This window comes from Amycolatopsis sp. NPDC054798 (assembly GCF_053611505.1).
This window is the reverse complement of the sequence record NZ_JBSHAM010000025.1, coordinates 57156-81215: the sequence shown is the minus strand read 5'-3', so window position 1 is coordinate 81215 and position 24060 is coordinate 57156. Positions and strand designations below refer to the sequence as shown.

Sequence of the window (24060 nt, the reverse complement as noted above, 5' to 3'; positions counted from 1 at the left end):
TGGGGACCATGGCCGACGACTACTCCGTCCTGGGTTTTGAAACACGCGCGATCCACGCCGGGCAGCAGCCCGATCCCCGCACGGGTGCGGTCATCGTGCCGATTTACCAGACGTCCACGTACGCGCAGGACGGCGTGGGCGGCACCCGCGAAGGCGGCTACGAGTACTCGCGCACCGCGAACCCCACGCGGACCGCGCTGGAGGAAGCGCTCGCCTCGCTCGAAGGCGCCCGGCACACGCTGGCGTTCGCGTCCGGCATGGCAGCGTCCGACGCGGTGCTGCGCACGGTCCTGCGCCCCGGCGACCACCTAGTGCTGGGCAACGACGCGTACGGCGGCACGTTCCGGCTGATCGACAAGGTGCTCAGCCTGTGGGGCGTCGAGCACACGGTCGCCGACCTGAGCCGGATCGACGACGTACGGGCCGCGATGCGCCCGGAAACCAAGCTGATCTGGTGCGAATCGCCGACCAACCCGCTGCTGGGCGTCGCCGACATCGCCGCCTTGGCTGGCGCGGCCCACGACGGGGGAGCCCGGCTGGTCGTGGACAACACCTTCGCCACGCCGTACCTGCAGACCCCGCTGGCCCTCGGCGCGGACATCGTGGTGCACTCGACCACCAAGTACCTCGGCGGCCACTCGGACGTCGTCGGCGGCGCGGTCGTCACCAACGAGGACGAACTGCGCGAGCAGCTCTTCTACCTGCGCAACGCCGCCGGTGCGGTGCCGGGTCCGTTCGACGCCTGGCTGACCCTGCGCGGCATCAAGACGCTGGCCCTGCGGATGGAACGGCACAGCGACAACGCCGACCTGGTCGCTCGTACCTTGGCGAAGCACCCGAAGGTCACCCAGGTCTACTACCCCGGCCTGCCGGAACACCCCGGCCACGAGGTGGCGGCGAAGCAGATGCGCCGCTTCGGCGGGATGGTGTCGTTCCGCGTGGCCGGCGGCGAAAAGGCCGCGCTGGAGGTCGCGTCCCGCACGAAGCTGTTCGTGCTGGCGGAGTCGCTTGGCGGCATCGAGAGCCTGATCGAGCACCCGGGGAAGATGACACACGCCTCCACCGCGGGCTCGACGCTGGAAGTCCCGGAGGACCTGGTCCGGCTTTCGGTGGGTATCGAGGACGGGCGCGACCTGGTGGCGGACCTTACACAGGCGCTGGGCTGATCCTGGCTTCAGCTTGGCTCGTGGACGGGGCGGGGAGGGGCGCTGGCCGGGTTTCCGGTGCGCCTTCCCGGCCTGGGATGCGTTGGTGAGCTGAGGTTGCCGGGGTGGTGGCGCTTTCTGGCGCGCTCGCGCTGGTCAGGCTGCCCCAGCGCCTCGGATCTGAGTCTCGGCTTCAGCTGGGGTCGCTCTGGCCGTGAGCTGTCCGCCGCGTCGAGTTCTCGCTCGCTCAGTGCGGTCTGATGAGGCGGGATCACGCATAATTCGCTGTCTCGGCGAGCCGTTTCCGCTGATTCGCCTAGCAAGACTGGCGAAACCTCTTGCTGCCTAAGGTTCTGGTGTCGCTCAGCCCAGATTTCTTGCCGCTTAGGTCTCGAGCCCTGTTAGGCCGAATGCCTGTGTCGTCGGGGTTTCAGCGTCGTTCGGCGGGAAGCTTGTGTCGTCGGAGTCCGCAGCGCTGCTCAGCCGATCTGCCGCTCAAGTCTCCGGTGCCGTCAGGCCAAATGCCCATGTCGTCCAGTTTTCGGCGTCGTTCAGCAGAAAACTCTTGGCGCCCATGCCCCCGGCCCCGCGAGACCAAGCGCCCACACTGCCCAGCCCCCAGTGCGCCTAGCCGAAAGCCATTGCCGCCCGAGCCTCAGCCCCCAGCCCCGCTCAGCGAAAAACCAGCCCAGCGTCAGGGCTTGCTGTTCTCCGGCTGCGCGTTGGCCTGCCGGGTTCCGGTCGTCGCCGGGAGTTCGGCTCCGCTGACGCAGCCGCCGACCAGTTCGATGTGGTTGTCGTGCCGGATGTACTGGGCGGAGCCGGTGCAGGCGGCCGCCTCGACCGTCGCGTAGGCGGCTCCGGTGAGGGCCACGGCGGACAGGATGCCCGCGGCGAGCGGCAGCAGACCGGTGCGGGACTTCGCCCGGGCGGTGGTCCCGTGCTGCGCGCGTGCCATGGTCGCACTCCCTGATCATGTGTGGCTGCCGTTATCCAGGGTACCGGTCCGCCGGGCGGCGCACCCCGGCCGTCCGTCGGTGGCATCATCGGCGCCATGGAACTGGTCAGCGTCGAGAGCATCCAGGAAGCTCGGAAGCTTCTCGAGGGCATCACCCGCGTCACGCCGATGGAGCATGCCCGCGACCTGCGCCGGCTGCACGGCGGCCCGGTGTACCTCAAGTGCGAGAACCTGCAGCGCACCGGTTCTTTCAAGATCCGCGGCGCCTACACCCGCATCCACGGCCTGACCGCTGAAGAACGCGCCCGCGGCGTCGTCGCGGCCAGTGCCGGCAACCACGCGCAGGGCGTCGCGCTGGCGTCGTCGCTGCTAGGCATTTCCTCGACCGTCTTCATGCCCCAGCGCGCTCCGCTGCCGAAACTCGCCGCGACCCGCGGTTACGGCGCGGAAGTGCACCTTCACGGCAATGTCGTCGACGAAACCCTCGCTGAGGCGATCGCGTTCTCGGAACGCACCGGTGCGGTCTTCATCCACCCGTTCGACCACGCCGACGTCATCGCCGGCCAGGGCACTGTCGGCCTGGAGATTCTCGAGCAGGTGCCGGGAGTGAAAACGATCCTCGTCCCGACCGGCGGCGGCGGGCTGGTCGGCGGGGTCGCGGCGGCGGTGAAGGCGCTGCACCCGGAGATCCGGGTGATCGGCGTGCAGGCCGAAAACGCGGCCGCCTATCCGTCTTCGCTGGCGGCGGGCGTACCGGTCCGGCTGCGCGAGGTGCACACGATGGCGGACGGAATCGCGGTCGGCGAGCCGGGCAAAGTCAGTTACACGCACGTCCAGTCGCTGGTCGACGATGTCGTGACAGTGACCGAGGAATCCTTGTCGCGCGCGGTGCTGCTGTGCCTGGAGCGGCGAAAGCTGGTGGTGGAACCGGCCGGGGCGGCTTCAGTGGCCGCGCTTTTGCAGCATCCCGGCGCTTTCGAACCGCCAGTGGTGGCGATCCTCTCCGGCGGCAACGTGGATCCCGTGCTGCTGCAACAGATCATCCAGCACGGCATGACCGCCGGCGGCCGCTACCTGAAGCTGCATCTGCGAGTGCCGGACCGGCCGGGCTCGCTGGTTTCGGTGCTGTCGTGCGTGAAGGAGCTGGGCGCGAACGTCCTCGACGTCGAGCACTCCCGCATCTCCGGCAGCCTGGCCCTTGGCGAGGTCGACGTCGCCCTCGCCCTGGAAACGCGCGGCCCGGAACACTGCAAGGAGGTCGAAGCCGCCCTCGCCGGCGCCGGGTTCACGATCGTCCCCTGACTGTCTACTGCGGACTATCCGGAAGCCGGGCGCTGAACCACAGCGGGAGGTAATCCTCGTCGCGCGGGTAAAGCTCCTGGTCCAGTGCGTAGTCCTCGGGCCGGGGCGGAGTGTGGAAGGCCGGCTCGTCGTCCTCGTTGAAGCTGGCTTGGTAGCTCGACGGCGGGTCGATGACCAGCGACAGCGTGTACCAGGTGCCCCGGCCTTGGACGTACTTGCTCCGCCGCAGCTGAGCCAACGGCTTCGACAGCTCGCGCGCGACCGGAACCTGCTGCGTGCTCCCGTCGGCCATCCGCGCACCGCACGCGAGGTTCGCGTGCCTGCCCAGCGCCATGAAGTCGAACACGATCTGCTGCCACCCCTGCGGAGCCGCCGCGACGAGCGCCGCCGAAATCTCGCTCAACAGCTGGTCCGGATCCGGCGACGCACTTTCTGCCTCGCTGGGACGGCTTTCCTCGGCGGGCGGACTGGTCATCGCCGCCAGCATCCGTTGCTGCGTCGCTTCGTCCACCTCAGGCACGGCGTACCCGGCCGCCCGGATGTGCTCGACCAGTTCCGGATCCGGCGAAATCCCGTGCTCACGCAGGTAATAGCCGACCGCGCCGGGCCACACCCAGCTGCCGTCGGTCCGGAAATTCAGCGGAACCGCGTCCGTGCGGGACGGATCGAAGGCGTCGATGTCATTGCTGCGGGACGCCAGGATGACCGGCGCGCTGTCGAGGTAGGCGAGAACTCGCTCCCGCTCCTCCGGCGACAACGTTTCCCGTTCGACGACCGGATTCCCCGCCTCGTCGAAGCCGTCGTACACGCGCGGAGTGCGCAGCTCGGCTGCCGGGCTCGCTCCGGTGGTTGAATTCCCTTTGGAGACAACGGATTCCGGTTCGGAAGCCTCGTGCGCGATCTCGGCCGCCGCGATTTCGCTCGGTTCGGACTGCGCCTCGTCGCCATTCGACGCCGGGACAGCAGCTGCTTCCTGGAGGGAAGGGGATACCGGCTGCTCGTCATCGGGCAGCGGCGGAGGCGTGCCGGGCTCGTCCACAGGGAGCGCGGGGACGGCGTGCTCGGCGTTCGCAGGTTGTTCTGCATTGGGCAGCGGCGCAGGTGCGCTGGGTTCGTCCACAGGGAGTGCGGCGACGGCGTTTGCGGGCTGTTCCGCATCGGGCAGCGGCGAAGGCGTGCCGGGTTCGTCCACCGGGAGCGCGGGAACAGAGCGTTCCGCGGGCGGTTCCGCCTCAGGCAGCGGCGGAGGAGTGACGGGCCCACCCGAAGGCGGCTGAGCCGGATTTTCCGTGCCCGGCAAGGGCGGCGGGACCTGCCCCGAGTCCGGCAGCGGCGGAGGCACGGCAGGGCTCGCGCCAGGGGCCTGCGGCGGAACCGGTTGTCCGGGAGCGCCAGGCGGCATGGGCGCACCCGGCACCGGCGGAGGCATCGCCGCCGCACCGGCCCGCTGCCGCAACCACGGCGGCACGAACCGGTCCTCGCGCGGGAAGAACCGCAGCTCGTCCTGGAAACCGATCGGCGGGGGCAGTTGCCGCCACCGCGGTTCGACGTCCGGCTGGTAGTCCGCGAACGGCGGCCGCTGCGGGGAGAACACCAGTGTCGCGCTCAGCCACGTGCCCCGGCCCGGCTGGTACATCCCGGTCCGCAGCACGCCGAACAGCCGCGGCAGTTCCGGATGCGGCTGGACCGGGTAGGTCCGGTTGTCCGGGGCGAGCACGGCGACGTCGACTTCCACGTGCCGTCCCGCGGCGCGGCAGACGACGTGCAGCTGCTGCCAGCCCGCGGGCAGCGCGGCCGCGGCCGCCTGGCCGATCTGCTGGACGAGATCCTGCTGCTGGGCAGGGGTGAGCGGCACCGGTGGCCGGGTCATGATTTCAGCGGCTCCTCGCCGGGCGAACGCTTCATTCCGATCAGCCGTTCTGCGGCGGGAGGATGCCCGCGAGCAGGTTGGCCGGCGTGTAACCGGACTGCACGTCGAACGTCATCCCGACCGAACGGGCGAGCACCGCCACCGCCAGCGGGGCCAGCGCGAGGAAACCGTCCGGGTCGGTGTCGCGGTCCTGCGCGGTCCAGTACTCGCGGTGCCGCTCCAGCGCGGAGACGAACGCCTCGGCGAACTTCTCCGAGTCCCGGCGCAGCACGTAATAGAACATCCGGATCGGCGGGTACACGAGCTGCAGCATCGCCGCGGGCGGCGTGAACTGCGCGGTGTCCGGGTCGGTCCCGTCCATCGCGGGCAGGAACATCTCCGGGGTGACCTCGCGGTGCGCGAGGAACGTCTGCAGCGTCTCGACCCACGGGTACATGTAGGCGTCGTGCTCGATGCCGGACTCGCGCAGCACGTCGAGCGGCACCGCGGCCAGCTGCTGGATCAGCACGTCGTCCCGCTGGATCACGGCGAGCCAGGCCGCGGTGAGCCAGGCGGCCGGGTCGGTGCGCGGGGTCGGTCCGGTGGCGGCGAAGCGCCGCGGGCGGCCGATCACCGCGTCGACCTCCTGCCCCTCCGGCGCGCACGCCGCGGTGAAAGCGGCGGCCGCGGCCTGTGCGGCGAGGCCGAGGTCGCCCCACGTGTCCGGGTCCTCGGCGTCCGGATCGACGACGCTGCGGTACTGCGCGAGCATCAGCTCCCGGCGCAGAACGTTCGCCAGCGCGCTGGTGTCCTTCGTGATGTAGTCGAAGTAGAAGGCCACCTGCGGCGACAACTTCTCGATCTGCTTCCACGCGACGTCGATGCTGACGGAATGCCTGGGAACGGCGGTCATCTATCTCATTCCTCACCGGACGCTGGGGTCAGCGGCGACTTGTAGTCGTAACCGTTGAAGGGTTTGTAGGCGTAGCCGAGGTTCTTGTGCGTGCGCTCGGTTTGGTCGACCAACGCTCGCACCTCCACATAATCGAGCCTCTTCTCGAGCTTCGCACGCTCGAGCGCGTCCGCGAGGTCGGGGTCGGTGTGCGCCATCTTCTTCACGATGTCGTCGAAGTACTTCGGGTGGCCCTGCCGGTAGGTGCGCATGTCCTCGGGCACGTACCGGGTGCTGGGCTGGCCGCCCGGACCCTTCGCCTCGTGCACGATGTAGTGCGGCTCGCCGCCGTTGTGGTAGTCGACCTCCCAGATGTGGTCGAAGTTCCCGGCTCCCGGCTTCTCGCCGTCGATCGGGTGCCGCGGCGTGATGTCGGCGCGCACGTTCCCGTCGCCGTCGACGATCTGGTAGCGGTGACTGCCCTCCGGCGCGTCCGGATGCTCCCGGACGTCGAAGTCCTGGCCGGGGTGGGCCTGGGTGAACTCGCGGTGCAGCCGGTCGCGCACCGCGTGCCCGGACGCCTCCTCGCCCAGCTTCTCGGACGCGTCGTTCTTCGCGTTGTGCGCGTCCTTCCACTCCGGAGAATCCTTCGGGGTGTCGTTCAGCTCGTGGTACTTGGTTTCGCGATCGCGCACCTTCTCGTCGATCGCCTCGTAGTCCTTCTCCCGCCAGTTCGACGTGTCGGAATGCGTTCCCGGCACGTGCTGCTCGCCGGGATGCTGGTCGTGCTGGCCGTCCCCGGAGTCGTGCCGGTCGTGCTGCCCGGTGCCGTCGCCCTGGTGCTGGCCGCTGCCCGCGTCGTGCTCCGGAGCGGTCCCGTTTTCGTGCTTCGGCGCGTGCGTGCCCGACCGGGCGTCGTCGTACCCCATGAACTCCGCCGCCGGCCGGTCGTGCTTGAACACCGGCTTGCCGTCGACGAGGTCCACCGGGTGCGGCGGGTTCTCCGGATCGACCGCGGAATGCTTGATCCGCAGCTCCGTGCGCCCGGTTTTCTGGTCGGTCCACTCGTAGTAGTGCTTCTTCATGTACTCCGGGTCGGCAAGGTTTTCCCTCGGCGTGCGGCCGTCCGGACCGGGCCGGTCGCGCCAGTCGAGGTCGTCGTCGTCCCCGTCTTCGCCGCGGTGGCGGGAGCTGTCGGCGTCGACGTCGTGTGGGTCGTGATGCTTGCCGTCCGGGGCGAAACCGTCGTCGCCGACGCGGTGCGCCGTGCCGTCGGGACGGTGCACCGACCATTCGCCGTCCGGCGGGATCCGCGGCCGCATCCGTCCGTCCGGGCCGATTTCGTAGTCGGAGGAGAAGACGCGGCCGTTCGAGTCGGTCCACGCCGGCTTGCTCGGAGCCATCACCTCGGTGTCGAGGTCGCGCGACAGCCGGTGCGCGAAATCGTTCGATCCCGCATCGCAGCCGATCAGCCGGATCGGCCCGCCGTCGTAGTTTCCGTTGCGCCGCAGGATGTCGGCGAACTCTTCCGGCGTGTACAGCCGGTCGCCGATGCGGGCGTGGCCGTCCGCCGTGACGTGCACGTCCACCGTGTAGCGCCCGTCCGGGTCCGGCTGGACGCGGTGCGGCAGGTCGCCGAGTTCCGGGTCGTCGCGGTGGTACGAACTGCCTGCCGGGGTGTCCTCGGCGTGCCGGTGGTTGACCTCGTCCGGCGACAGCGGCTCGTCGTGGTGCGGCGGGGTGCCGTCGTGGTCCGGGTTGTCGTGGTGGTTCGACCCGTCCGGGTCGTGGTGGTTCGGGTCGTTCTGGTTCGGATTGTGGTGCTCGGGTTTCGGCTCCGGGTCGGCGTGGTCCGGCTTGCGTTCGGGCGCGTCGCGGTCCGGGCGGTGGTCGGACTTGTCGTTGCCCGGCTTGCGTTCCGCGTCGTCGTGCGGCGTGGGCTTCTTGTCCGGGGCGGTGTTGTCGGGCTTGCCCGGCTTGTCGCCGTCCTTCGGCTTCCCGGACTCGTCGACGTTCGGTTTGCCGTTCTGCGCCGGGGATTCTTTCCCGGTCCGTTGTGGACTGTCGCCGGGTTTGGTGCTGGCCGGAGGCGCGTCGGTACGCGCACCGCCGCGCGCGACGGGCTCGGGGGAGCCGTCGGGACGTCGCGCGCCGCCTGTCTCCGGGCCGCGCTGGCCACCGGGGCCGGTCGCGACGGCCGCGGCCGGGGGCGCGGAGCCGTCACCGGACCCGCGGTGCGCTGGCGATCCGCCGCCGGATGCCGGTGCTGGCTCCGAACGGCCGAGACCCGGGTCCGCACCGGGGCGTTTGGGCTGCCCGGCATCGCCGCCGTCGCCAGGGCGCTGCGGACCGCTGTTCGACGAATCGGCCGGACGCTGCGGCGAAGAACCACCGCCGCCTTCAAGGCGCTGTGGGGTGGAGTCGCTTGTGCGTTGCGGGTTTGAGCTGCCGCCTTCAGGCCGCTGCGGGGTGGAATCGCCAGTGCGCTGCGGGCCGGAGCCACCGTCAGAAGGTCGTTGCGGGCCAGCGCCGCCGTCACCGGGCCGCTGCGGACCAGGGCCGGAACGGTCCGGCGTGCGACTCGGCGCGCCGCTGTCCGCCGGGCTCGGGCCGCCGCTCGGCCGCCGACTGGAAGGACCGCTGTCCGGAACCCGGTTCGGTGCCACCTCGGGAGCCCGCGTCCCCGGCGTCCCGGTCCAACCGCTGCCGCCAGGCCGTGGTGCCGGACCGCCGCCACCGGCCGGGGCGCTGGTCGGATTGCCGCCGCCACCCTGCTGCGGAATTCCGCCGCCCGCCGGACTCTGGTTCGGAGCCGAACCGCCCCCGTCGTTCGAGCGAATGTGCTGCGGGGGAGCGGATTGCGGAGCAGGGGCGTCCGCGCGGGGCGGGGCGTACCCGCTCGCCGACGTCGAGTCGTTGCTGCTCGAGTGATGCGGAGTCGGCTCGTTGCCGCCGGAATGCGTGCCGCCGCCCGACGACGCGGACCCGCCGGAGTGCGGTGCCCCGCCGGAGTGCGGAGAACTGGGCGGCGCGCTGACCGAGGACGGGCTGTCGCTGTGCGAAGAGCTTTGCGGCGAGTACGAACTATCCGAGGAACTGCTCCCGCCGCGGGAGGACGGGCTCGAATCACCGGCGAACGTCGACGGGCTGGAGGTCGACGGGCTGGAGTCGGCATGGCTCCCGCCTGAGCTGTCGGAGCCGCGCCGGGACGACGACGTCGGAGTGTCTGTTGTGGACGGACCGGAACCGTTCGGTGACGAGGAATGCGAGCCGGACGGCGACGAACTGTCGCTGCTGGGACTGTCGGATCCGTTGTGGCTGCCGGAATCGCCCGAGTGGTCGCCCGGCGAGTCGGAACCGTCCGAACTGTTGTGGCTGCCATTCGAACCGTCGCCGCCGTCCGCGCTGTCCGACCCGTTGGAGCGGCGTGAACCGGACGGCGAGCCGGGGTCCGCGTCGCCGTCTCCGGAACCGCCGTGATGACCGCCGCCCGCACCGCCCCCGCCACCGGAGCCGCCGCGGTGGAAGAAGCCGCCCGCCTTGATGTTCTTCGTGCTGATCACGTCGAGGCCGGTGACCTTGCCGGCCAGCTTGCCCAGCACCTTGATGATCTTCGTGAAAACCTCGGCGAGCTTGCCGAGCAGCGGCGAGACCCGGCGCATCGTCTCGCACAGCTTCGTCAGCAGCTCGCTGATCTTCTCGCCCCATTTGGAGATCGCCGTGACGGCCTGCGCGACCACCAGCGGCGTCCCGAACCCGAGCGAGAACACCTCCTCCATCACCCAGGAGATCAACTTGCCCACCAGATCCGCGATGAGCTGGCGCACCAGCCCGCGCACGAAGGCGACGACCTGGCCCATGATCATGGTGACGGTGCCGATCGCGCTCGCGACCGTCGCCGCGCCGCCGATCGCCTCGGCCGCCTCCGCCGCGGACTTGCGGTAGGCGTCCGCGCCGTCGCCCTTCCACTCCGCGGTGCCGGTCTTGACCGCGTTCTCGAGGTCTTTCTGCCGCTCCTGCAACGACTTCGCGACGTTGCCCCAGGTGTCGGCATAGGACTGGATCACCGGCGGATTGCCCGCGACCGAGTCCAACATGTCCTTCAGCGGCTGCACGTGCTCCATCAGGAACGACGCCACCGACGACATCAGGTAGCCGAACGGGTCGATCGCCGCGCCCGCGATCTCGCCGGCGAGGCTCGCGACGCCGAGACCGCCGGAAACCCAGTCGCCGTCCGCGATTCCCTTGAACGCGTCGGTCGCCGATTCGGCGATGTTGATGCCGGTGGCGTAACCGTAATCACCGTTGCCCTCGGTGAACGGCCCCGGCCCGTCGCCGTCCTTTTTGGACTCTGCGACCAGCGGATTGGCGTCGGGCATCAGTCGCTCGCCTTCATCGAACCGGCGGCTTCGCCTTCGTAGTTGTCGTACGCCTTCGCCGCGTCGCGCACCTTCTGCGCCTGCGCGTCCATCGCGGTGACGGTGTTCTGCAGCGCTTCGATCCCGTAGTTCTCGACCGGGTCGAGCATCATCCGGAACGGCTGGCAGAGAATGCCGTACGCGTCGGTGGGCATGCTGACCTGGTTCGCGGCATCGACAGCCTGCTTCAATCCGTCGGCGAGCCCGTCGAGCTGACGGGCGTGCGCCTCGAGATCGCCGCCGATCTCATAACCCCTGGGTGCCATGGTTTTTCTTCCCCCTGGAACGGCTTCCGGTCAGGACAGGATCGATCCGCCGAAGTCGTCGTCATCGTCCGACGAGCTCCGGCGGCGGCGTTGCGGCTGCGGCGGAGGAGTCGGCGGGGCCGCCGGGCGCGGCGGTGGCGGCGGCGCGGCGGCGCCCGTTTCTTCGGCGTCCTCCGGCAAAAACCGGCGCACCCGGTCCGGTCCGGACTCGTCCGGCTCCTCGGCGGGCGGCGCGGGGAACGTCCGCTGCGCGTCGGCCACCAGTGTTTCCGTGGTCTGATCGCCGCCGACCGTCTCGGCCGCAGCCTGCTGCAGCAGTTCGGGGATCCGGGCCTGCGCGCGCTGCACGAGCCGCATCACCTCGGCGGAAACGTCGGCCATCTTCTTGCCTGCCGCGGAGTCCGCGAGCACCAGGTTCTTCAGCAGTCCCTTGGCGTCCACGGTGACCTCGACCGAGCCGTCCTTCGAGCGCTCGGTGACGGTTTGGCCCTGCATACGCTCGGCCATCGCCTGATAGCGGGCGGCGGTCTGCTGGAGCTGTTTCGTCCAGCCCTCGACCATCTGCTCGCTGGCGTCGATGCTGTCGGGCATCGGGCCCCTTTCTCCACGGTGACTTCTCCAGAATGACGGACGCGCGACCCCGTCGGTTCCGCGCGGTTCCGAATTGTCCGCGCGGCGCGGTTTTTCCTGTGATGCCGACTACTGTACGCGAACTTCAAGTAGCGCGCCGTAACAAAAACCGGCCCGCCCGCGAGATCGCGGACGGGCCGGGAAGGGAGGAAGCGGATCAGAGGTTGCCGCGGCGCTCCTGCTCCCGTTCGATGGCCTCGAACAGGGCCTTGAAGTTGCCCTTGCCGAAGCCGAGCGAACCGTGCCGCTCGATGAGCTCGTAGAACACGGTGGGCCGGTCGCCGATCGGCTTGGTGAAGACCTGCAGCAGGTAGCCGTCCTCGTCGCGGTCGACCAGGATCCGGTGCTCCTTCAGCGTTTCGATCGGCACGCGCACCTCGCCGATCCGGGCGCGCAGCTCGGGGTCGTCGTAGTACGAGTCCGGGGTGTCGAGGAATTCGACGCCCGCCGCGCGCATCGCGGTGATGGTGGCGATGATGTCGTTGGTGGCCAACGCGATGTGCTGGCAGCCCGCGCCCTCGTAGAACTCGAGGTACTCGTCGATCTGCGACTTCTTCTTCGCGATCGCCGGCTCGTTGAGCGGGAACTTGACCCGGTGGTTGCCGTTCGACACCACCTTGCTCATCAGCGCCGAGTAGTCGGTGGCGATGTCGTCGCCGACGAACTCCGCCATGTTCACGAAGCCCATGACGCGGTGGTACCAGTCGACCCAGTAGTCCATCTTGCCGAGTTCGACGTTGCCGACGCAGTGGTCGACCGCCTGGAACAGCCGCTTCGGCGCGCCCTCGGGCCGCTTGACGGTGCCCTCGCGCGGCTCGAAGCCGGGCAGGTAGATGCCGTTGTAGCGGGACCGGTCGATGAGCGTGTGCCGGGTCTCGCCGTAGGTCGCGATGGCGGCGCGGCGGATCGTGCCGTGTTCGTCGGTGACGTCGTGCGGCTCTTCGAGGATCGTCGCGCCCTCCTTGCGGGCGTGCTCGACGCACTTGTCGACGTCGGTGGTCTCCAGTGCGAGGTCGATCACGCCGTCGCCGTGGCGGCGGTGGTGGTCGAGCAGCTTCGAGTCCGGCTTCACGCCACCGGTGATCACGAAGCGCGCGGAGCCGGACTTGAGCACGAAGGCCTTGTGGTCGAGCTGTCCCGTTTCGGGGCCGGAGTACGCGACCAGCTGCATGCCGAACGCGACCTGGTAGAACCACGCGGTCTGGGTGGCGTTGCCCGCGATGAACACCACCGCGTCCAGTGCCTTGACCGGGAACGGGTCGGTCGAGGCGTCGTGGTCCACCAGTCCGACGAGCTGGCGGAGCTGGTCGTAGCTGACGTCGTCGAGTGCGCCGTGCGGATCCATCGTGGAGGTCATGCACTGAAGCATGAGTCGCGCCCGGCAAGCTGCGCAACGGTTTCCGTTTCAGCTGGACAATGTGCTCAGCTTATCCTGGAGATACTCGGTCATCTTGGACAACCTGTGCAGGGAGAAAACCGGTGCTTGACTCGCTCGACGCGCGGCTGCTGCTGTTGCTCACCGACTCGCCCCGGCTGGGCGTGCTCGAATGCGCGCGCCGGCTCGGCGTCGCGCGCGGCACCGTGCAGGCCCGGCTGGACCGGCTGACCGAACGCGGCATCCTCGGCGGCTTCCCGCCGGAACTCGATCTGGCCGCGATGGGATACAGCCTCACCGCGTTCGCCGTGCTGGAAATCGCGCAGGGCAAACGGGCCGGTGTCGCGGAGGCACTGGCTGCGATCGACGAAGTGTGCGAAGTGCACGCCACCACCGGACAAGGCGACCTCTTCGTACGTCTTGTCGCGCGCGACAACGACGATCTGCAACGCGTCATTGACGAAGTGGTTGGCGTGCCGGATGTCTTGCGTACGTCGACTTCGATCGCGTTGTCGACACCAGTGCCACCGCGAGTGCGGCCGCTGCTCGAACGGACGGCTAGGACACGTACGTGAGATAGCGCTTCGCAGAGCGCTGTACGACGTCATGGCCGTCGGTACGCACAATGGCGTCCCACCACGCGCCGTAAATGGCTTCAAACGCGTACGGCTCCAGCAGTTCCGCAGCGCGCCGTACGATGCTCGGCCGCTCCGGGACGAGGTTCGGATAGCTGTACATGAAGCCGACGTGCGTACGGTCCGGGACCACCTGCACGATGTCGCCAGTCAGCAGCGCGCCGCGGCCTTCTTCGCCGGCGGGCCAGTGCAGCACGGTGCCGCCGGGGAAGTGCACGCCGAGGTTGATCAGCTGGAGATCCGGCGAGACGTCGAGCGTCGTGCCGGTCCACAGCTGGATGGCCGGGTCCGGACGGCCGATCCACTGCCGGTCGTTCTCGTGCAGATAGACCGGGACGTCGAAGGCGCGCGCCCACTCGACCATGGTCGTGTAGTAGTGCGGGTGGCTGATCGCGATGCCGGTGATGCCGCCGAGTTCGGTGATCTTGCCGATCAGCTCGTCGTCGAGGTAGGCGGAGCAGTCCCAGAGGAAGTTGCCGCTCGCCGCGCGGACCAGCAGCGCGCGCTGGCCGATCGCGAATTTCGGATCCGAGCCGACGCCGATGAGGCCCGGTCCCTGCTCCTCGATCCGCGGTTTGAGCTCTCCGCTCGAGCGGAGCGTCGCGAGGTCAGTCCACTGCTGTCCGCCCGGCGGCACGTATTGGCGTTCGTCCTCGCAGATCGGGCAGTCGGCGCGCGGGGCGGCGTACTGCATTCCGCAAGTCAGGCAGAGTGGTTCGGTGCTCATCGGTGTCCTTCCAGAGTTTCTCTGGAAGACACGCTAGACCGCCGAACGCGCGCCGGGCCACGGAAAAACCGGGCGGGCGCGCGTTCGGCAGGAACGAGTCAGGACTCGCTGTAGGGCACCGCCTTGACCAGGGTGACCTTCATGGTCTTGCCGTTCGGCAGCTCGTACTCGCGGGACTCGCCCTCCTTGGCGCCGAGCAGCGCCTTCCCGAGCGGCGATTCGGGGGAGTACACGTCGAGCGCGCCCTCCGCGCCTTCCTCACGGGTGGCAAGCAGGAACTTCTCCTCCTCGTCGTCCCCGTCGTACTTGACGGTCAGCACCTTGCCGGGGCCCGCCGTGCCGTCGTCGTCCGGAGCCTCGCCGACCTTCGCGTTGCGCAGCAGTTCCTGCAGGTGCCGGATCCGGGCTTCAGCCTGGCCCTGCTCCTCGCGGGCAGCGTGGTAGCCGCCGTTCTCCTTGAGGTCGCCCTCTTCGCGGCTGTCGTTGATGCGGGCGGCGATGACCGGACGATTCTCGATCATTTCGTCGAGCTCGTGCTTGAGCCTGTCGTAGGCATCCTGGGTCAGCCAGGTCACCTTGGTGTCGCTCACGGTCACCATCTCCTCGTAGGGCCTGCCAGGCTTGGGTGTACAAGCCGGCCACCGCGTACGCACGCGGCTGAGATAAAGGAAAAACACGGCCCGTCGGGGGCCGTGCTGGTGTACGAGCTTATCACGGCACGACTGGTCGACGCCGGTCCATTTCACGCCGCGCGGACGCTCGCCGCGCATTTCACTCCGTTGGCCGCTACGGGGTTGACAGATAGCGTGGTATGGAATACGAGCAGCCGAACACGTCGGCGGTCACCGGGGCTCCGATGCTCTTCACCACTGTGTTCACCCTGCTGTGGCCGGCCCCGGCGGGAACCAGCACCTCCCGGCGGCCGCTTTCCGCGCCGGACTTGTCGCGCACGCGCACCACGCACACGCCGGGCTTGCTGTCGTCGTCCCGGGTGACGTTGAGCGTGACTTCCATCGCGTCGTTCGGCAGTTCCTTGAAGCCGACGCGCTCGGCTTCAATCGGGGTTTTGCCGAGGTTGAGGTAGTAGATCCAGCCGATCGCGCAGCTCACGACCAGCGCGACGGCCACGAAAAGCCACCTCCGCCAGCGCTTCGGCGGTTTGCCCTTGCCCGCGGTGCCGTACCGGTCCGAGGGCCGCGCCGGCACGGCGCCGCCCTCGGCGGTCACGGTCTCCCCGCTCGGCAAATCCGGGCCTCCGGTCAAACTTGTCGTACCCCTGAGGACAATGGGTGGTGCGGCCGGTCCGGGGCACCACCCTGGTCGAGTATCCGCGACCCGTTCCGGCGGCGCGGAGCCGGGGCGGTTTACCGCGGCGCAACCAGGTGTCACGGAATAACAGGACAGGAAAGGGCCGTTCGGACCATGGTGGGAGCCGACGAGCTGACAACAGAAGACCGCAAGCAGCGACTGCGCCTGATGGCGGTGCACGCCCATCCCGACGACGAGTCGAGCAAGGGCGCCGCCACGATGGCCAAATACGTCGCCGACGGGCACGAGGTCATGGTGGTGACCTGCACCGGAGGCGAGGCCGGCAGCATTCTCAACCCGGCCATGGACCGTCCGGACGTGCTGGCGAACATGACCGAGATCCGCCGCGAAGAGATGGCCCGCGCGGCGAAGATCCTCGGCGTGAGCCACCGCTGGCTGGGATTCATCGACTCCGGGCTGCCCGAGGGCGACCCGCTTCCGCCGGTGCCGGAGGGCACCTTCGCGGTGATCCCGCTGGAGGAGTCGACCGAGGCGCTGGTGCGCGTGATCCGCGAGTTCCGCCCGCACGTCATCACGACCTACGACGAGAACGGCGGGTACCCGCACCCGGACCACATCCGCACCCACGAGGTGTCGATGGCAGCGTTCGACGCGGCGGGCGACCCGGAGCGGTTCCCGCAGGCGGGCGAGCCGTGGCAGCCGCTCAAGCTGTACTACATGCACGGGTTCTCCAAGGCCAGGATGGTGGCGTTCGACACCGCGCTCAAGGAGGCCGGGCTGGAGTCGCCGTACGAGGAGTGGCTCAAGTCCTGGGACCCGGAGCGCGCCGACATCATGGAGCGGGTGACGACCCGGATCGAGTGCGGGGAATACTTCGAGGTGCGCGACGAGGCGCTGAAGGCGCACGCCACGCAGATCGACCCGACCAGCCGCTGGTTCGCCGTTCCGCTGGAGATCCAGCGCGAGGTGTGGCCCACTGAGGAGTACGAGCTGAACCGCTCCCTGGTGGACAGCACGCTGCCGGAGGACGATCTGTTCGCAGGCATCAAGGAGAAGGTGAGCCCATGAGTTTCGGTGTGCCGGCCGCAGCGGTCGTCCCGCTCACCGCGTCGGCGCTGGTGCTGGCCCAGCAGCCGGACAGCGGGGACAACGGCGGCCAGGGCGAGGACTTCGGCAAGTCCTCGCCGGTCGGCCTGCTGGTGCTGATCCTGTTCCTGGTCGCGGTGGTCTTCCTGGTCCGGTCGATGAGCAAGCACCTCAAGAAGGTGCCGGAGACGTTCGACAAGGAAGAGGCCGGTTCGGAGGCTGCCGAGGCCGGGTCGGAGACGGCTGAAGAGGCACCGGAGAACCCGGCTGCGGCTGCGGCCGCGGAAAAGAAGCCGGACGCGGCGGCGGCCAAGAAGAGCGACTGACCTCCGGCGACGGGCCTGAACTAGCTGGTCAGCCCGTCGCGGAGGGCAGCGAGCTTGTCCGTGAGCAGGTTGTCCTCGCCGGGCAGCACCGTGATGTACCGGTTTTCCTCAGGCCCGGACACCTCGAACGCGACGCGGCCGTCGGTGAGGTCGAGGTAGCTCAGCGGCCCGGCTTCGACGCGCCCTGGTTTCGCCGGCTCGCGCACCGCGACGGTCATCTCGCCGACGCCGAACCAGGTCTCCTGGAACAAGGCGTCGACCGCGCGCGCGGCTGCGCTGCGGTGGTCGGTGAGGTCCGCCTGGAAGTCCTCCTGGAGCAGGGAGAACGCGGTCAGCTGAGCCGGCCGGTACCGCGGCAGGCTCGCGACCAGCGCGCCGGCCGGGGAGCGGGTGCCGTCGAGGACCTTCAGCCGCACCCGATCGCCGGAGCACAACGCCTTGACGCCCGTCCGGCCACGGACGGCGACCAGCACGCCGTAGCGAGTGTCCTGGTTTTCCACGTGGGCGACGTACTCGGTGTCGGCGCGGCCCAGCGCGTAGAGCAGGTCCTCGAACTCGTCGATGAACCGTCCGTGGTCGAGGAGCCCCAGCCAGGCCAGCTCTTCCCGGACGGCCTCGTCGAACCGCTCGGCAGTGAACCGGAGCCGCCCCGAGAACACCGGATGCGGCTCGTCGAACCCGGCTTCCCGGAGCGCGCCGAGAAGGGCGTCGAGGGACAGCTCGGTCGTGCGCACCGCTGATTCCTCCCCGACGGCCTAGCGGGCCGGTCGGTCCCCGATCACCGGGGGTGTCGGTTTGATGTCGCTTCCGCCGAATACTTCCGGGTCGGTCTCCCGGAGATAGGGCGGAGCTGTTCTTTCCGCGTCCTTTTCTTTGTTCTTTCCCGGCATTCCGCTGCCCACCACGCTGCCGGATTTCCCCGTCGCGCCAGGGGTTCCGGCGGTGCCACCGCGTGCCGGTACCGATTCGCCGGGTACGCGTGCGCCGACGCGGTTCCCCGCGCCTAGACCGCCGCGCCTGTCGCCGTTGCCTGATCCGGGAACGCCGAGCGGAACGAACCCACTGGACCCGAGGGGATTGACCGCCCGACCGGACGGCCCGAACTGATAGCCGGGCGGCAACGCGGGCGAACCGGGTTCGGACGAACTGACGTGAGTCGCGTCTGGTTGCGCGGTGATTGCCTTCGGGGACGAGGCGGATGAGCGGTCGCCGGACGGCTCAGGCCCAGGCTTGTGCGGGTGCGCAGCCGGGCTTTTGCTGCCTGTTTCGGGTATCGGCGTACGTGGTTTCGGAACCGGTACTTCCACGGTCGGAGGTGTTTCGATCGCCCTGGGATGGTGCGCTCCGGGACGGTGGCCATCGGGCGGTTTCCCACCCGGTCCGACGGGGCCCTTGCGCGGGTGCTTCGGAGACCCGCTGGTCCTGGTGAGGTCGATGGGTGCGCCGGTCTCGTCTAACTCCGCGTAGCGCGCTGGAATGCGATCGGAGTTCATCCCCGTCGTTGCGTGATAGCCGGTGTAGGCGTCGACGTTGTGCTGGGCGTCGGCCTGCCATTGGTCGAGCTTGGCGAAGTAGCCAAGCTTCCCGCTGAGCAGGTCGTACACGTCCTGCGCGGTGATTTCCGGTCGTGCACCGATCGGTCTCACCGTGTGCTTGACGGTCTGAAAAGCAGAGATTTGCCCGTCCGCCGCGCTCTGCGCGAAGGTCAGGTTCGCGCTGTGGTCCCCAGAGACAGCCATCAGCGGGGCAGCCGAATTCGCGGCCCCCTCAGCGGAGGCTCCATGCCAGCCGGCGCGCATTTTATCCACGAGACGGGCGATTTCGTCGGCACGTTCCAGCAGTCGCTGGCTAAGGTCTTTCGCGGCTTTATGGGTCTCGCCGAGCGATTCGGGACCTTGTCCGCCGGTGATTTGCTGGTAAATCTCCGCCGGGGTCAATGATCGACCGGGCATCAGCGTCCTCCTCGCAGATTGCCGAGTACCTTCTCCGCGACCTCGCGGGCAGATTCGCACGGATCCTTCTCGCCTTTGTGCGCTGCCGATTGAGTGATCGATACGTCGAGGGTTTCGCGGTCGCTGGTTCCCAGCGCGACGTTGCATTCGCCGAGCCTTCCCCGCAGGTCGGCTGTGCCATAGGCCACGACGGGGTATCCGTCGACCGGAGCGAGGGGCATGAAGAACGGATACGCGCCGCCTTTCGCGCGATAGACTGAGGTCAGGCCCAGCTTGTCGACGTTCGGGAACACAACCACGATCTGAGCCTGGGAGAACCAGCCGCAGCCAGGTCCGCCAGGGCCCCGCGGATCGGGGTTGACCCGGGCTCCGTCGCCGAGCAGGTCTGAAATTTGCGCCGAGGTCAGGGATTCGCAAGGGTTCTGTTTGAACTTGGTGATGTCGATGGGACTCTGAACTTTCGGCACGCCGGGGCCGGGCACCTGATCCGAGGTGCTGCTCGATGCCGGTTGATCGGTGTGCTCGGCCGGGACGGCTTGCCCTGGGGCTGTGCTCGAGCAGCCAGCGAGAGCGAACAGGGCTAATGGGGCGAGCGCTAGGGAGCGTCTCACAGGCTTCCCCTGGCCTTGCCTATTTCGGCGGAGTGCGTGCTCTCAGTATCCGTGTATTTTTTGAGCGCCGCGCGATACTTGGCGGCCTGATCGCGGCAGTACCGCTCGCATTGCTCCAACGATCTGCGCAAGACTTCGCCGGAACTTTGGAATACAGCGGCGTTGTCTGCGCTGGAAAAATCCAGTCCGGGCGGCTGTGTTCGCGCGATGATAATTGCATGGTTCTGATCGATGTGGTATTTGTCAGCAAGACTTTCATAGAGTCTCGCGATTTCTTTCAGCGTCGCCCCGTCGTAGGAGTACCCGTCGCCCAGCAACGGCGCGATCGCCAGCGTCTCGATCGACGCGCCGCCATACCTCCGGGCCGGAGGCAGGCTGGACTGCTGATTGTCGGCCACGATGTACGCCTCCCCTTGCGTAGACCGTCCCGGGTCCGATGGGCCCAGGTGTGCGTCGTCACCCTCTGGAACCGGAGAGTTACTGTAGTCGCTGCGATTAAGCCTGTCTGCAACTGCGAACTGCAAATCGCAGCCGAGTTCGCGTTTTATGGAGGTGAGCAGGGCGGCTGTCCCGGTGCCAATAGCAAGAGTCACCCGAATGTCTCAAACCATAAACAGCGGAGTTCACCCGTTCGTTACTGCGATGGGATCAGCGCCGTTCCGCCAGTTGCTCTTCGTAAAGACTCTCCGGTGCCAGATGCTTGCCCGGCGACCCGATCTCGCCGGGCCGATGCCCCGACGGAGGCTTACTCTGCGCGCCCGTGCAACCCAGCGCCCAATTGTGCGCGGTAGGCGGATTCTCCACAAGATACGAGCCGGTCCCGCAGTTCCACAGCACCGAATTCGCCCCGGCCCAGCCCTGGCCGCTGCCCATCCATTGGCGGTCGGACAACTCAAGATGGCCTGACGGCGGGCTCATCGTGACGTCGTCGTACAGCGTCCCGCTGGCCCAGCGCTGGTGCGGTCCGGCGTCGAGGATCCGGGAGCCGGTGTTGGTCGCGGTGCAGTGGCTGACCACGTTCGGGCCGGGCACCCTCGCCTGCGTGATCCAGGCGTGCAGGTTGCTGCCGGTGACAACGCATTGCCGCACCAGGGTTTCCTGGCCGCTGATGGTGTAGGCGGCGGGCTGGGCGTGGATGTCCTGAGGGACGGATTCGTCGAGGGACGACGTGTGCAGCAGGCTGACCCGGATCGCGTTCTGCCCGATTCCGAAGGCGGAGCCGAAGTGGGTCGCGATCACGTCGTCGACCCAGCTGTCCTGCGCGGCGTCGACGGATACCAGCTGGGAATTGAAGTAGCCGTTGTCGTGCCAGGCGGGGTCCTTCTCGAACTCGGCGCCGTCCGCGGACAGGTGCGTGAGGCCGGAGCCGCTGATCCGGCCGGGATACGAGTAGCGCGTGACAGTCGCGTGCGTGTACTGGCTTTCCAGTGCGTTGGTCAGCGGCACGTCGAATTGGACGGTTTTGCCGTTGACGGCGGTGATTGTCCGGTCGAACTGGAGGCCTGCGTTCGGTGTCCACTGCTTGCTCGGGGTGCCGTCGGGCCGCGGCGGGATCTTGTCCATGCCGATCGCGTGAATCCACGGTTGTTCCTGCGGACGCTGCACGATGACGTGGTCGCCGACGTGCAGGGACGAGGCATCGCTTACGTCGAGCCGATCCGCGCCGACCGGGACATAGCTGCTGGTGACCGGGATCGCCGAACCGGCGGTGGCGCGCGAACCGGTTCCGGCGATGGTGACCAGGGTGTGCAGTTTGCCTGCCGCGACCAGTCTGGTCCCGTTTGCTCCTCTGCCCGCGCCGCGCAGTTCGACGTTGCTGGCGTTGATCCGCAACGTGCCTTCGAGCCGGTAGTTGCCGGCTGTCAGCTGGACCGCGCCTGGCTTGCCGCTGCTCGCGACCTGGTTGATGGCCTGCTGAATACGCGCGGTGTCATCGTCGGACGGCTGTGGCCCGACGGTGGCCGCGACTGGCAGTTCAGGCGGCGGGGCATCGCCGTTGCGATAGCCGACGCGGGAGAAGTCGGGGATCCGGTTGCCTTGGGCGTCGGTGCCGTAGGAGAGGCGGCCGTTCGTGAAGGTGAGCCAGTTCGGCGCTGCGGATGCCGCAGGAGTGCTGCAACCGGACAAACCTAGACATCCGATGAATACGATCGCGGTGATGGATTTCAGCGAGCCAGCTCCGGGGAATCGCTTCATAGGTGCGGACCTTAGCGATTTCCTCGCCGCGCGGCCAAGGCCAATGGTCGGATTTCTCGGCGGTCCCCGTCGAGCCAGTCTCGCGCCTGCTGGGCACGCAGGCGGCCGGGCAGGGAGGGCTCCGCCGACGGCAGCAGCGCGTAGACCTTCCTGACGGCGTCCTCCGTTGCCATGAAGATCACAGTATCCGTCCGGGCAAACGGATCGTCCGGCATTGACCTCTATCAAACTAGAGGTTTTAGGTTCGCCTGATGTCCAGCTCTTCTGCTCAGAACGCCGAAAACCCGGCAACCAAAGGAAGTTGGCGTGACCTGCTCACCGGCAGACATCGTCGCGTAGCCGCCGTACTAGCCGGAGGCGTGGGGCTGTACGCGACCAATGTATTCCTGACGACCAGCCTGCTCCCCGCCGCGGTGCAGGACATCGGAGGCGGTCGCTATTACGCCTGGGTGACCACAGTTTTCCTGGTGGCGTCAGTCATTTCGTCGGCCTTGGTGAGCACGGCGCTGCCACGACTCGGCGCGCGCAATACCTATTTCGTGGCCCTCGGCGCGTTCGCGCTCGGCACAGTGATCTGCGCAGCCGCCCCGGTCATGGAGGTGCTGCTGACTGGACGGTTCGTTCAGGGGCTCGGCGGCGGTCTGTTGTGCGGGTTGGGGTACGCGCTGATCCGATCGCTGTTGCCGGAACGCTTGTGGTCCCTTGGTGCCGCACTGGTTTCCGGGATGTGGGGCGTCGGCACGTTCTTGGGACCGGCGGTCGGCGGGGTCTTCGCGCAGTACGGCATGTGGCGCGGGGCGATGGTCACGCTCCTGGTCGTGACGGCGCTGGTGGCGATCCTCGTTCCGCTCACCGTGCCCGCGACGCGCGCAGGCGATTTGCCGCCCGTACCGTCCCCGCTCACGGTGGGACTTTTGGTCGTCTCCGCGCTGCTGGTCAGCATCGCCAACATCGTGGATTCCACGGTCCTGCTCGGCGTGCTGCTCGTGGTGGCCCTGCTCGGCCTCGGCTTGGCGTTCGCTGACGACAAGCGACGCGGCGGACGGATTCTGCCGCGGTCGGCTTTCTCCCTCTCGTCTCCGCTTCCGTGGTGCTACGGCGCCGTCGCGTTGCTGGCTCTCGCTTCGCAGATCGAGGCGTTCATTCCGCTGTTCGGGCAACGCCTGGCGGGGCTCGCCCCGTTACTGGCCGGATTCGTGGGCGCCGCGATCGCGCTGGGCTGGACTCTGGGCGAGGTGCCCAGCGCGGGCGTCACGGGGCTGCGGGCCAAAAGCCGGGTGGCGTCGGCGGGACCGCTGTTGATCACCGTCGGTTTCGTGGCCGCTGGACTGCTGGTAGGCGACGCCATGGGAACCGGAGCGACGGTGGCCTGGACGGCGGCGCTCCTGGTGGGCGGGGCCGGAATCGGCATCGCTTGGCCGCACGTGGCCGCGCGGATCATGGGCGGGGTCGGTTCCGACGACGAGGGCGACACCGCCGCCGCGGCGATCAACACCGTGCAACTCGTCTCGAACGCCATCGGGTCCGCCGTCGCGGGGGTATTGGTCCACCTCGGCGGACCGGCTCCGGCAGGACAGGCCCGAGTCGCGCTCTGCGGCATCGGATTGGCTGGAGTGGCGGGCGCGTGGTGTGTCTGGCGGGGTACCGCTGCTTGGCGACGGAAGGCTGCGTTTTCGGAGCAGCCAGCTGGAAACTCGCTTTAACCGGCGATCTCGCGCAAGGCCCGGACGTGGGCGTCCCAGGCCTTGCGCCCCTGCGAGGTCAGCGACAGGTAGGTGCGGGGGCGTTTGCCGACGAAGATCTTGCGGACTGCGACGTACCCCGCCGCTTCAAGCGTCGAGATCTGTTTGGACAGCACGGAATCGGAGATTTCCACCGCGTCCCGAACCGATTTGAAATCGGCTTCGTCGACCGCTGCGAGGGCCGCGGTGATGGAGAACCGGATCGGCGAGTGGATCACCGAATCCAGCGCGAGCCGGGGGTGGTTCATCGGCGGCCCCGCGTTTCGAACCAGGCGGCGACCGCGAACGGGATCGCGCCGAGCACCGCGGCAGGGACCCACCAGGCCGGATTCGCGGCGAAACGCACCTGTCCGAGCGGGGCGGCGATCGCGATGACCAAGCTGACGCCCGCGCCGAGGATCGGATAAAGGACGCGCTGGTGCCGGCCGACCACCGGGCGGGTCGCGGTGTAGACGATGAAGACGAAAAGCGGGACCAGACTTCCCGGCATGAGCAGCAGTCCCATGTTTCCAAGCCCGCCGACCAGCAGGACGGCGGCCTCGAGCACACCAAGCGCGAGCAACGCCATCGGGTGCCACCGTCCCTGTGCGAGCACCTTCGACGACGCCGATTCGGCGGTGCGTAACGCCTGTTCGGCCGCTGCTTTGTCCATGTCGCCAGACCCCCTTGGCTGATGGCACT

24 protein-coding genes are annotated in these 24060 nt (G+C 68.5%); 6 read left to right on the top strand and 18 right to left on the bottom strand.

From position 1 onward, the window contains the following. The first annotated feature begins 8 nt into the window (after window positions 1-8). Window positions 9-1166, top strand: coding sequence for a cystathionine gamma-synthase (locus ACWGIC_RS17970; protein ID WP_452077052.1), 1158 nt, complete (start codon window positions 9-11; stop codon window positions 1164-1166). A 673-nt stretch (window positions 1167-1839) separates the two neighbouring features. On the opposite strand, the gene ACWGIC_RS17965 is transcribed toward ACWGIC_RS17970, so the two are convergent. Beyond that, complete coding sequence (locus tag ACWGIC_RS17965) at window positions 1840-2103, bottom strand: hypothetical protein (protein ID WP_452077051.1); 264 nt, start codon at window positions 2101-2103, stop codon at window positions 1840-1842. 96 nt (window positions 2104-2199) lie between these two features. Here ACWGIC_RS17965 and ilvA point away from each other — a divergent pair, with 96 nt between their 5' ends. Beyond that, window positions 2200-3405 carry a threonine ammonia-lyase gene (gene ilvA / locus ACWGIC_RS17960; RefSeq protein ID WP_452077050.1) on the top strand — a complete coding sequence of 402 codons (1206 nt, stop codon included), beginning with the start codon at window positions 2200-2202 and terminating at the stop codon, window positions 3403-3405. Between the two features lie 4 nt (window positions 3406-3409). Here the strand turns inward: ilvA and ACWGIC_RS17955 are convergent, their stop codons facing one another. The 6 genes from ACWGIC_RS17955 to hppD form a co-directional block, all read right to left on the bottom strand. After that, complete coding sequence (locus ACWGIC_RS17955; RefSeq protein ID WP_452077049.1) at window positions 3410-5275, bottom strand: hypothetical protein; 1866 nt, start codon at window positions 5273-5275, stop codon at window positions 3410-3412. Between the two features lie 40 nt (window positions 5276-5315). After that, complete coding sequence (locus ACWGIC_RS17950; protein ID WP_452077048.1) at window positions 5316-6167, bottom strand: immunity 49 family protein; 852 nt, start codon at window positions 6165-6167, stop codon at window positions 5316-5318. 5 nt (window positions 6168-6172) lie between these two features. Then, window positions 6173-10525, bottom strand: a complete 4353-nt coding sequence (locus tag ACWGIC_RS17945) for a hypothetical protein (protein ID WP_452077047.1) — start codon at window positions 10523-10525, stop codon at window positions 6173-6175. Next, on the bottom strand, window positions 10525-10830 hold the full coding sequence (locus ACWGIC_RS17940) for a type VII secretion target (RefSeq protein WP_452077046.1): 306 nt from the start codon (window positions 10828-10830) through the stop codon (window positions 10525-10527). Before ACWGIC_RS17940 ends, ACWGIC_RS17945 begins: the two co-directional genes overlap by 1 nt. Window positions 10831-10860: 30 nt before the next feature. Further along, a complete protein-coding gene (locus ACWGIC_RS17935; RefSeq protein ID WP_452077045.1) occupies window positions 10861-11421 on the bottom strand; it encodes a YbaB/EbfC family nucleoid-associated protein in 561 nt (186 codons plus the stop codon). A 196-nt stretch (window positions 11422-11617) separates the two neighbouring features. Then, complete coding sequence (gene hppD, locus ACWGIC_RS17930; RefSeq protein ID WP_452077044.1) at window positions 11618-12817, bottom strand: 4-hydroxyphenylpyruvate dioxygenase; 1200 nt, start codon at window positions 12815-12817, stop codon at window positions 11618-11620. A gap of 122 nt (window positions 12818-12939) precedes the next feature. Here hppD and ACWGIC_RS17925 point away from each other — a divergent pair, with 122 nt between their 5' ends. Beyond that, complete coding sequence (locus ACWGIC_RS17925; protein ID WP_009083170.1) at window positions 12940-13410, top strand: Lrp/AsnC family transcriptional regulator; 471 nt, start codon at window positions 12940-12942, stop codon at window positions 13408-13410. On the opposite strand, the gene ACWGIC_RS17920 is transcribed toward ACWGIC_RS17925, so the two are convergent. The 3 genes from ACWGIC_RS17920 to ACWGIC_RS17910 all read right to left on the bottom strand — a co-directional run bounded on the left by ACWGIC_RS17920 (window position 13394) and on the right by ACWGIC_RS17910 (window position 15460). Then, the gene (locus tag ACWGIC_RS17920) at window positions 13394-14197 is read right to left on the bottom strand and encodes an MBL fold metallo-hydrolase (RefSeq protein ID WP_452077043.1); all 804 of its coding nucleotides are present in this window, start codon (window positions 14195-14197) and stop codon (window positions 13394-13396) included. The genes ACWGIC_RS17925 and ACWGIC_RS17920 overlap by 17 nt on opposite strands. A gap of 98 nt (window positions 14198-14295) precedes the next feature. Further along, window positions 14296-14796: a transcription elongation factor GreA gene (gene greA, locus ACWGIC_RS17915; protein ID WP_037816721.1), complete on the bottom strand. Its 501-nt coding sequence runs from the start codon at window positions 14794-14796 to the stop codon at window positions 14296-14298. A 187-nt stretch (window positions 14797-14983) separates the two neighbouring features. After that, window positions 14984-15460, bottom strand: coding sequence for a DUF4307 domain-containing protein (locus ACWGIC_RS17910; protein WP_452077042.1), 477 nt, complete (start codon window positions 15458-15460; stop codon window positions 14984-14986). A 159-nt stretch (window positions 15461-15619) separates the two neighbouring features. On the opposite strand from ACWGIC_RS17910, the gene mca reads away from it, so the two are divergent. Both mca and ACWGIC_RS17900 read left to right on the top strand, forming a co-directional pair. Continuing rightward, window positions 15620-16534: a mycothiol conjugate amidase Mca gene (gene mca / locus ACWGIC_RS17905; RefSeq protein WP_452077041.1), complete on the top strand. Its 915-nt coding sequence runs from the start codon at window positions 15620-15622 to the stop codon at window positions 16532-16534. Beyond that, window positions 16531-16878, top strand: a complete 348-nt coding sequence (locus ACWGIC_RS17900; protein ID WP_452077040.1) for a hypothetical protein — start codon at window positions 16531-16533, stop codon at window positions 16876-16878. The genes mca and ACWGIC_RS17900 overlap by 4 nt, the downstream gene beginning before the upstream one ends. A gap of 20 nt (window positions 16879-16898) precedes the next feature. On the opposite strand, the gene ACWGIC_RS17895 is transcribed toward ACWGIC_RS17900, so the two are convergent. The 6 genes from ACWGIC_RS17895 to ACWGIC_RS17870 form a co-directional block, all read right to left on the bottom strand. Beyond that, window positions 16899-17612, bottom strand: coding sequence for an ESX secretion-associated protein EspG (locus ACWGIC_RS17895; RefSeq protein ID WP_452077039.1), 714 nt, complete (start codon window positions 17610-17612; stop codon window positions 16899-16901). 21 nt (window positions 17613-17633) lie between these two features. Continuing rightward, window positions 17634-18830, bottom strand: a complete 1197-nt coding sequence (locus tag ACWGIC_RS17890; RefSeq protein WP_452077038.1) for a PPE domain-containing protein — start codon at window positions 18828-18830, stop codon at window positions 17634-17636. Beyond that, the gene (locus tag ACWGIC_RS17885; RefSeq protein ID WP_452077037.1) at window positions 18830-19441 is read right to left on the bottom strand and encodes a DUF3558 domain-containing protein; all 612 of its coding nucleotides are present in this window, start codon (window positions 19439-19441) and stop codon (window positions 18830-18832) included. Before ACWGIC_RS17885 ends, ACWGIC_RS17890 begins: the two co-directional genes overlap by 1 nt. Next, entirely contained in the window at window positions 19438-19839 is a 402-nt protein-coding gene (locus ACWGIC_RS17880; protein WP_452077036.1) for a hypothetical protein, read from the bottom strand. The genes ACWGIC_RS17885 and ACWGIC_RS17880 overlap by 4 nt, the downstream gene beginning before the upstream one ends. Before the next feature lie 250 nt (window positions 19840-20089). Beyond that, window positions 20090-21637: a hypothetical protein gene (locus tag ACWGIC_RS17875; protein WP_452077035.1), complete on the bottom strand. Its 1548-nt coding sequence runs from the start codon at window positions 21635-21637 to the stop codon at window positions 20090-20092. A gap of 11 nt (window positions 21638-21648) precedes the next feature. Then, a complete protein-coding gene (locus ACWGIC_RS17870; RefSeq protein WP_452077034.1) occupies window positions 21649-21810 on the bottom strand; it encodes a hypothetical protein in 162 nt (53 codons plus the stop codon). 78 nt (window positions 21811-21888) lie between these two features. On the opposite strand from ACWGIC_RS17870, the gene ACWGIC_RS17865 reads away from it, so the two are divergent. Then, window positions 21889-23340 (top strand): MFS transporter, encoded by a 1452-nt coding sequence (locus tag ACWGIC_RS17865; RefSeq protein WP_452077033.1) that lies wholly within the window; start codon window positions 21889-21891, stop codon window positions 23338-23340. Here ACWGIC_RS17865 and ACWGIC_RS17860 read toward each other — a convergent pair. Together ACWGIC_RS17860 and ACWGIC_RS17855 are read right to left on the bottom strand one after the other, a co-directional pair. Then, window positions 23337-23627, bottom strand: coding sequence for a winged helix-turn-helix domain-containing protein (locus ACWGIC_RS17860; protein WP_452077032.1), 291 nt, complete (start codon window positions 23625-23627; stop codon window positions 23337-23339). The two genes, ACWGIC_RS17865 and ACWGIC_RS17860, sit on opposite strands and share 4 nt — an antisense overlap. After that, a complete protein-coding gene (locus tag ACWGIC_RS17855) occupies window positions 23624-24031 on the bottom strand; it encodes a hypothetical protein (RefSeq protein ID WP_452077031.1) in 408 nt (135 codons plus the stop codon). The genes ACWGIC_RS17860 and ACWGIC_RS17855 overlap by 4 nt, the downstream gene beginning before the upstream one ends. Between the last annotated feature and the right edge of the window lie 29 nt (window positions 24032-24060).

Excerpts from the sequence above, each read along its gene's own strand:
- mca (WP_452077041.1), top strand. The coding sequence starts at position 15,620 with ATGGTGGGAGCCGACGAGCTGACAACAGAAGACCGCAAGCAGCGACTG.
- ACWGIC_RS17935 (WP_452077045.1), bottom strand. The coding sequence starts at position 11,421 with ATGCCCGACAGCATCGACGCCAGCGAGCAGATGGTCGAGGGCTGGACG.
- ACWGIC_RS17870 (WP_452077034.1), bottom strand. The coding sequence starts at position 21,810 with ATGGCAACGGAGGACGCCGTCAGGAAGGTCTACGCGCTGCTGCCGTCG.
- ACWGIC_RS17970 (WP_452077052.1), top strand. The coding sequence starts at position 9 with ATGGCCGACGACTACTCCGTCCTGGGTTTTGAAACACGCGCGATCCAC.
- ACWGIC_RS17950 (WP_452077048.1), bottom strand. The coding sequence starts at position 6,167 with ATGACCGCCGTTCCCAGGCATTCCGTCAGCATCGACGTCGCGTGGAAG.
- ilvA (WP_452077050.1), top strand. The coding sequence starts at position 2,200 with ATGGAACTGGTCAGCGTCGAGAGCATCCAGGAAGCTCGGAAGCTTCTC.
- hppD (WP_452077044.1), bottom strand. The coding sequence starts at position 12,817 with ATGACCTCCACGATGGATCCGCACGGCGCACTCGACGACGTCAGCTAC.
- ACWGIC_RS17865 (WP_452077033.1), top strand. The coding sequence starts at position 21,889 with ATGTCCAGCTCTTCTGCTCAGAACGCCGAAAACCCGGCAACCAAAGGA.
- ACWGIC_RS17965 (WP_452077051.1), bottom strand. The coding sequence starts at position 2,103 with ATGGCACGCGCGCAGCACGGGACCACCGCCCGGGCGAAGTCCCGCACC.
- ACWGIC_RS17940 (WP_452077046.1), bottom strand. The coding sequence starts at position 10,830 with ATGGCACCCAGGGGTTATGAGATCGGCGGCGATCTCGAGGCGCACGCC.
- ACWGIC_RS17900 (WP_452077040.1), top strand. The coding sequence starts at position 16,531 with ATGAGTTTCGGTGTGCCGGCCGCAGCGGTCGTCCCGCTCACCGCGTCG.
- ACWGIC_RS17860 (WP_452077032.1), bottom strand. The coding sequence starts at position 23,627 with ATGAACCACCCCCGGCTCGCGCTGGATTCGGTGATCCACTCGCCGATC.
- ACWGIC_RS17875 (WP_452077035.1), bottom strand. The coding sequence starts at position 21,637 with ATGAAGCGATTCCCCGGAGCTGGCTCGCTGAAATCCATCACCGCGATC.
- ACWGIC_RS17890 (WP_452077038.1), bottom strand. The coding sequence starts at position 18,830 with ATGCCCGGTCGATCATTGACCCCGGCGGAGATTTACCAGCAAATCACC.
- greA (WP_037816721.1), bottom strand. The coding sequence starts at position 14,796 with ATGGTGACCGTGAGCGACACCAAGGTGACCTGGCTGACCCAGGATGCC.
- ACWGIC_RS17920 (WP_452077043.1), bottom strand. The coding sequence starts at position 14,197 with ATGAGCACCGAACCACTCTGCCTGACTTGCGGAATGCAGTACGCCGCC.
- ACWGIC_RS17955 (WP_452077049.1), bottom strand. The coding sequence starts at position 5,275 with ATGACCCGGCCACCGGTGCCGCTCACCCCTGCCCAGCAGCAGGATCTC.
- ACWGIC_RS17945 (WP_452077047.1), bottom strand. The coding sequence starts at position 10,525 with ATGCCCGACGCCAATCCGCTGGTCGCAGAGTCCAAAAAGGACGGCGAC.
- ACWGIC_RS17855 (WP_452077031.1), bottom strand. The coding sequence starts at position 24,031 with ATGGACAAAGCAGCGGCCGAACAGGCGTTACGCACCGCCGAATCGGCG.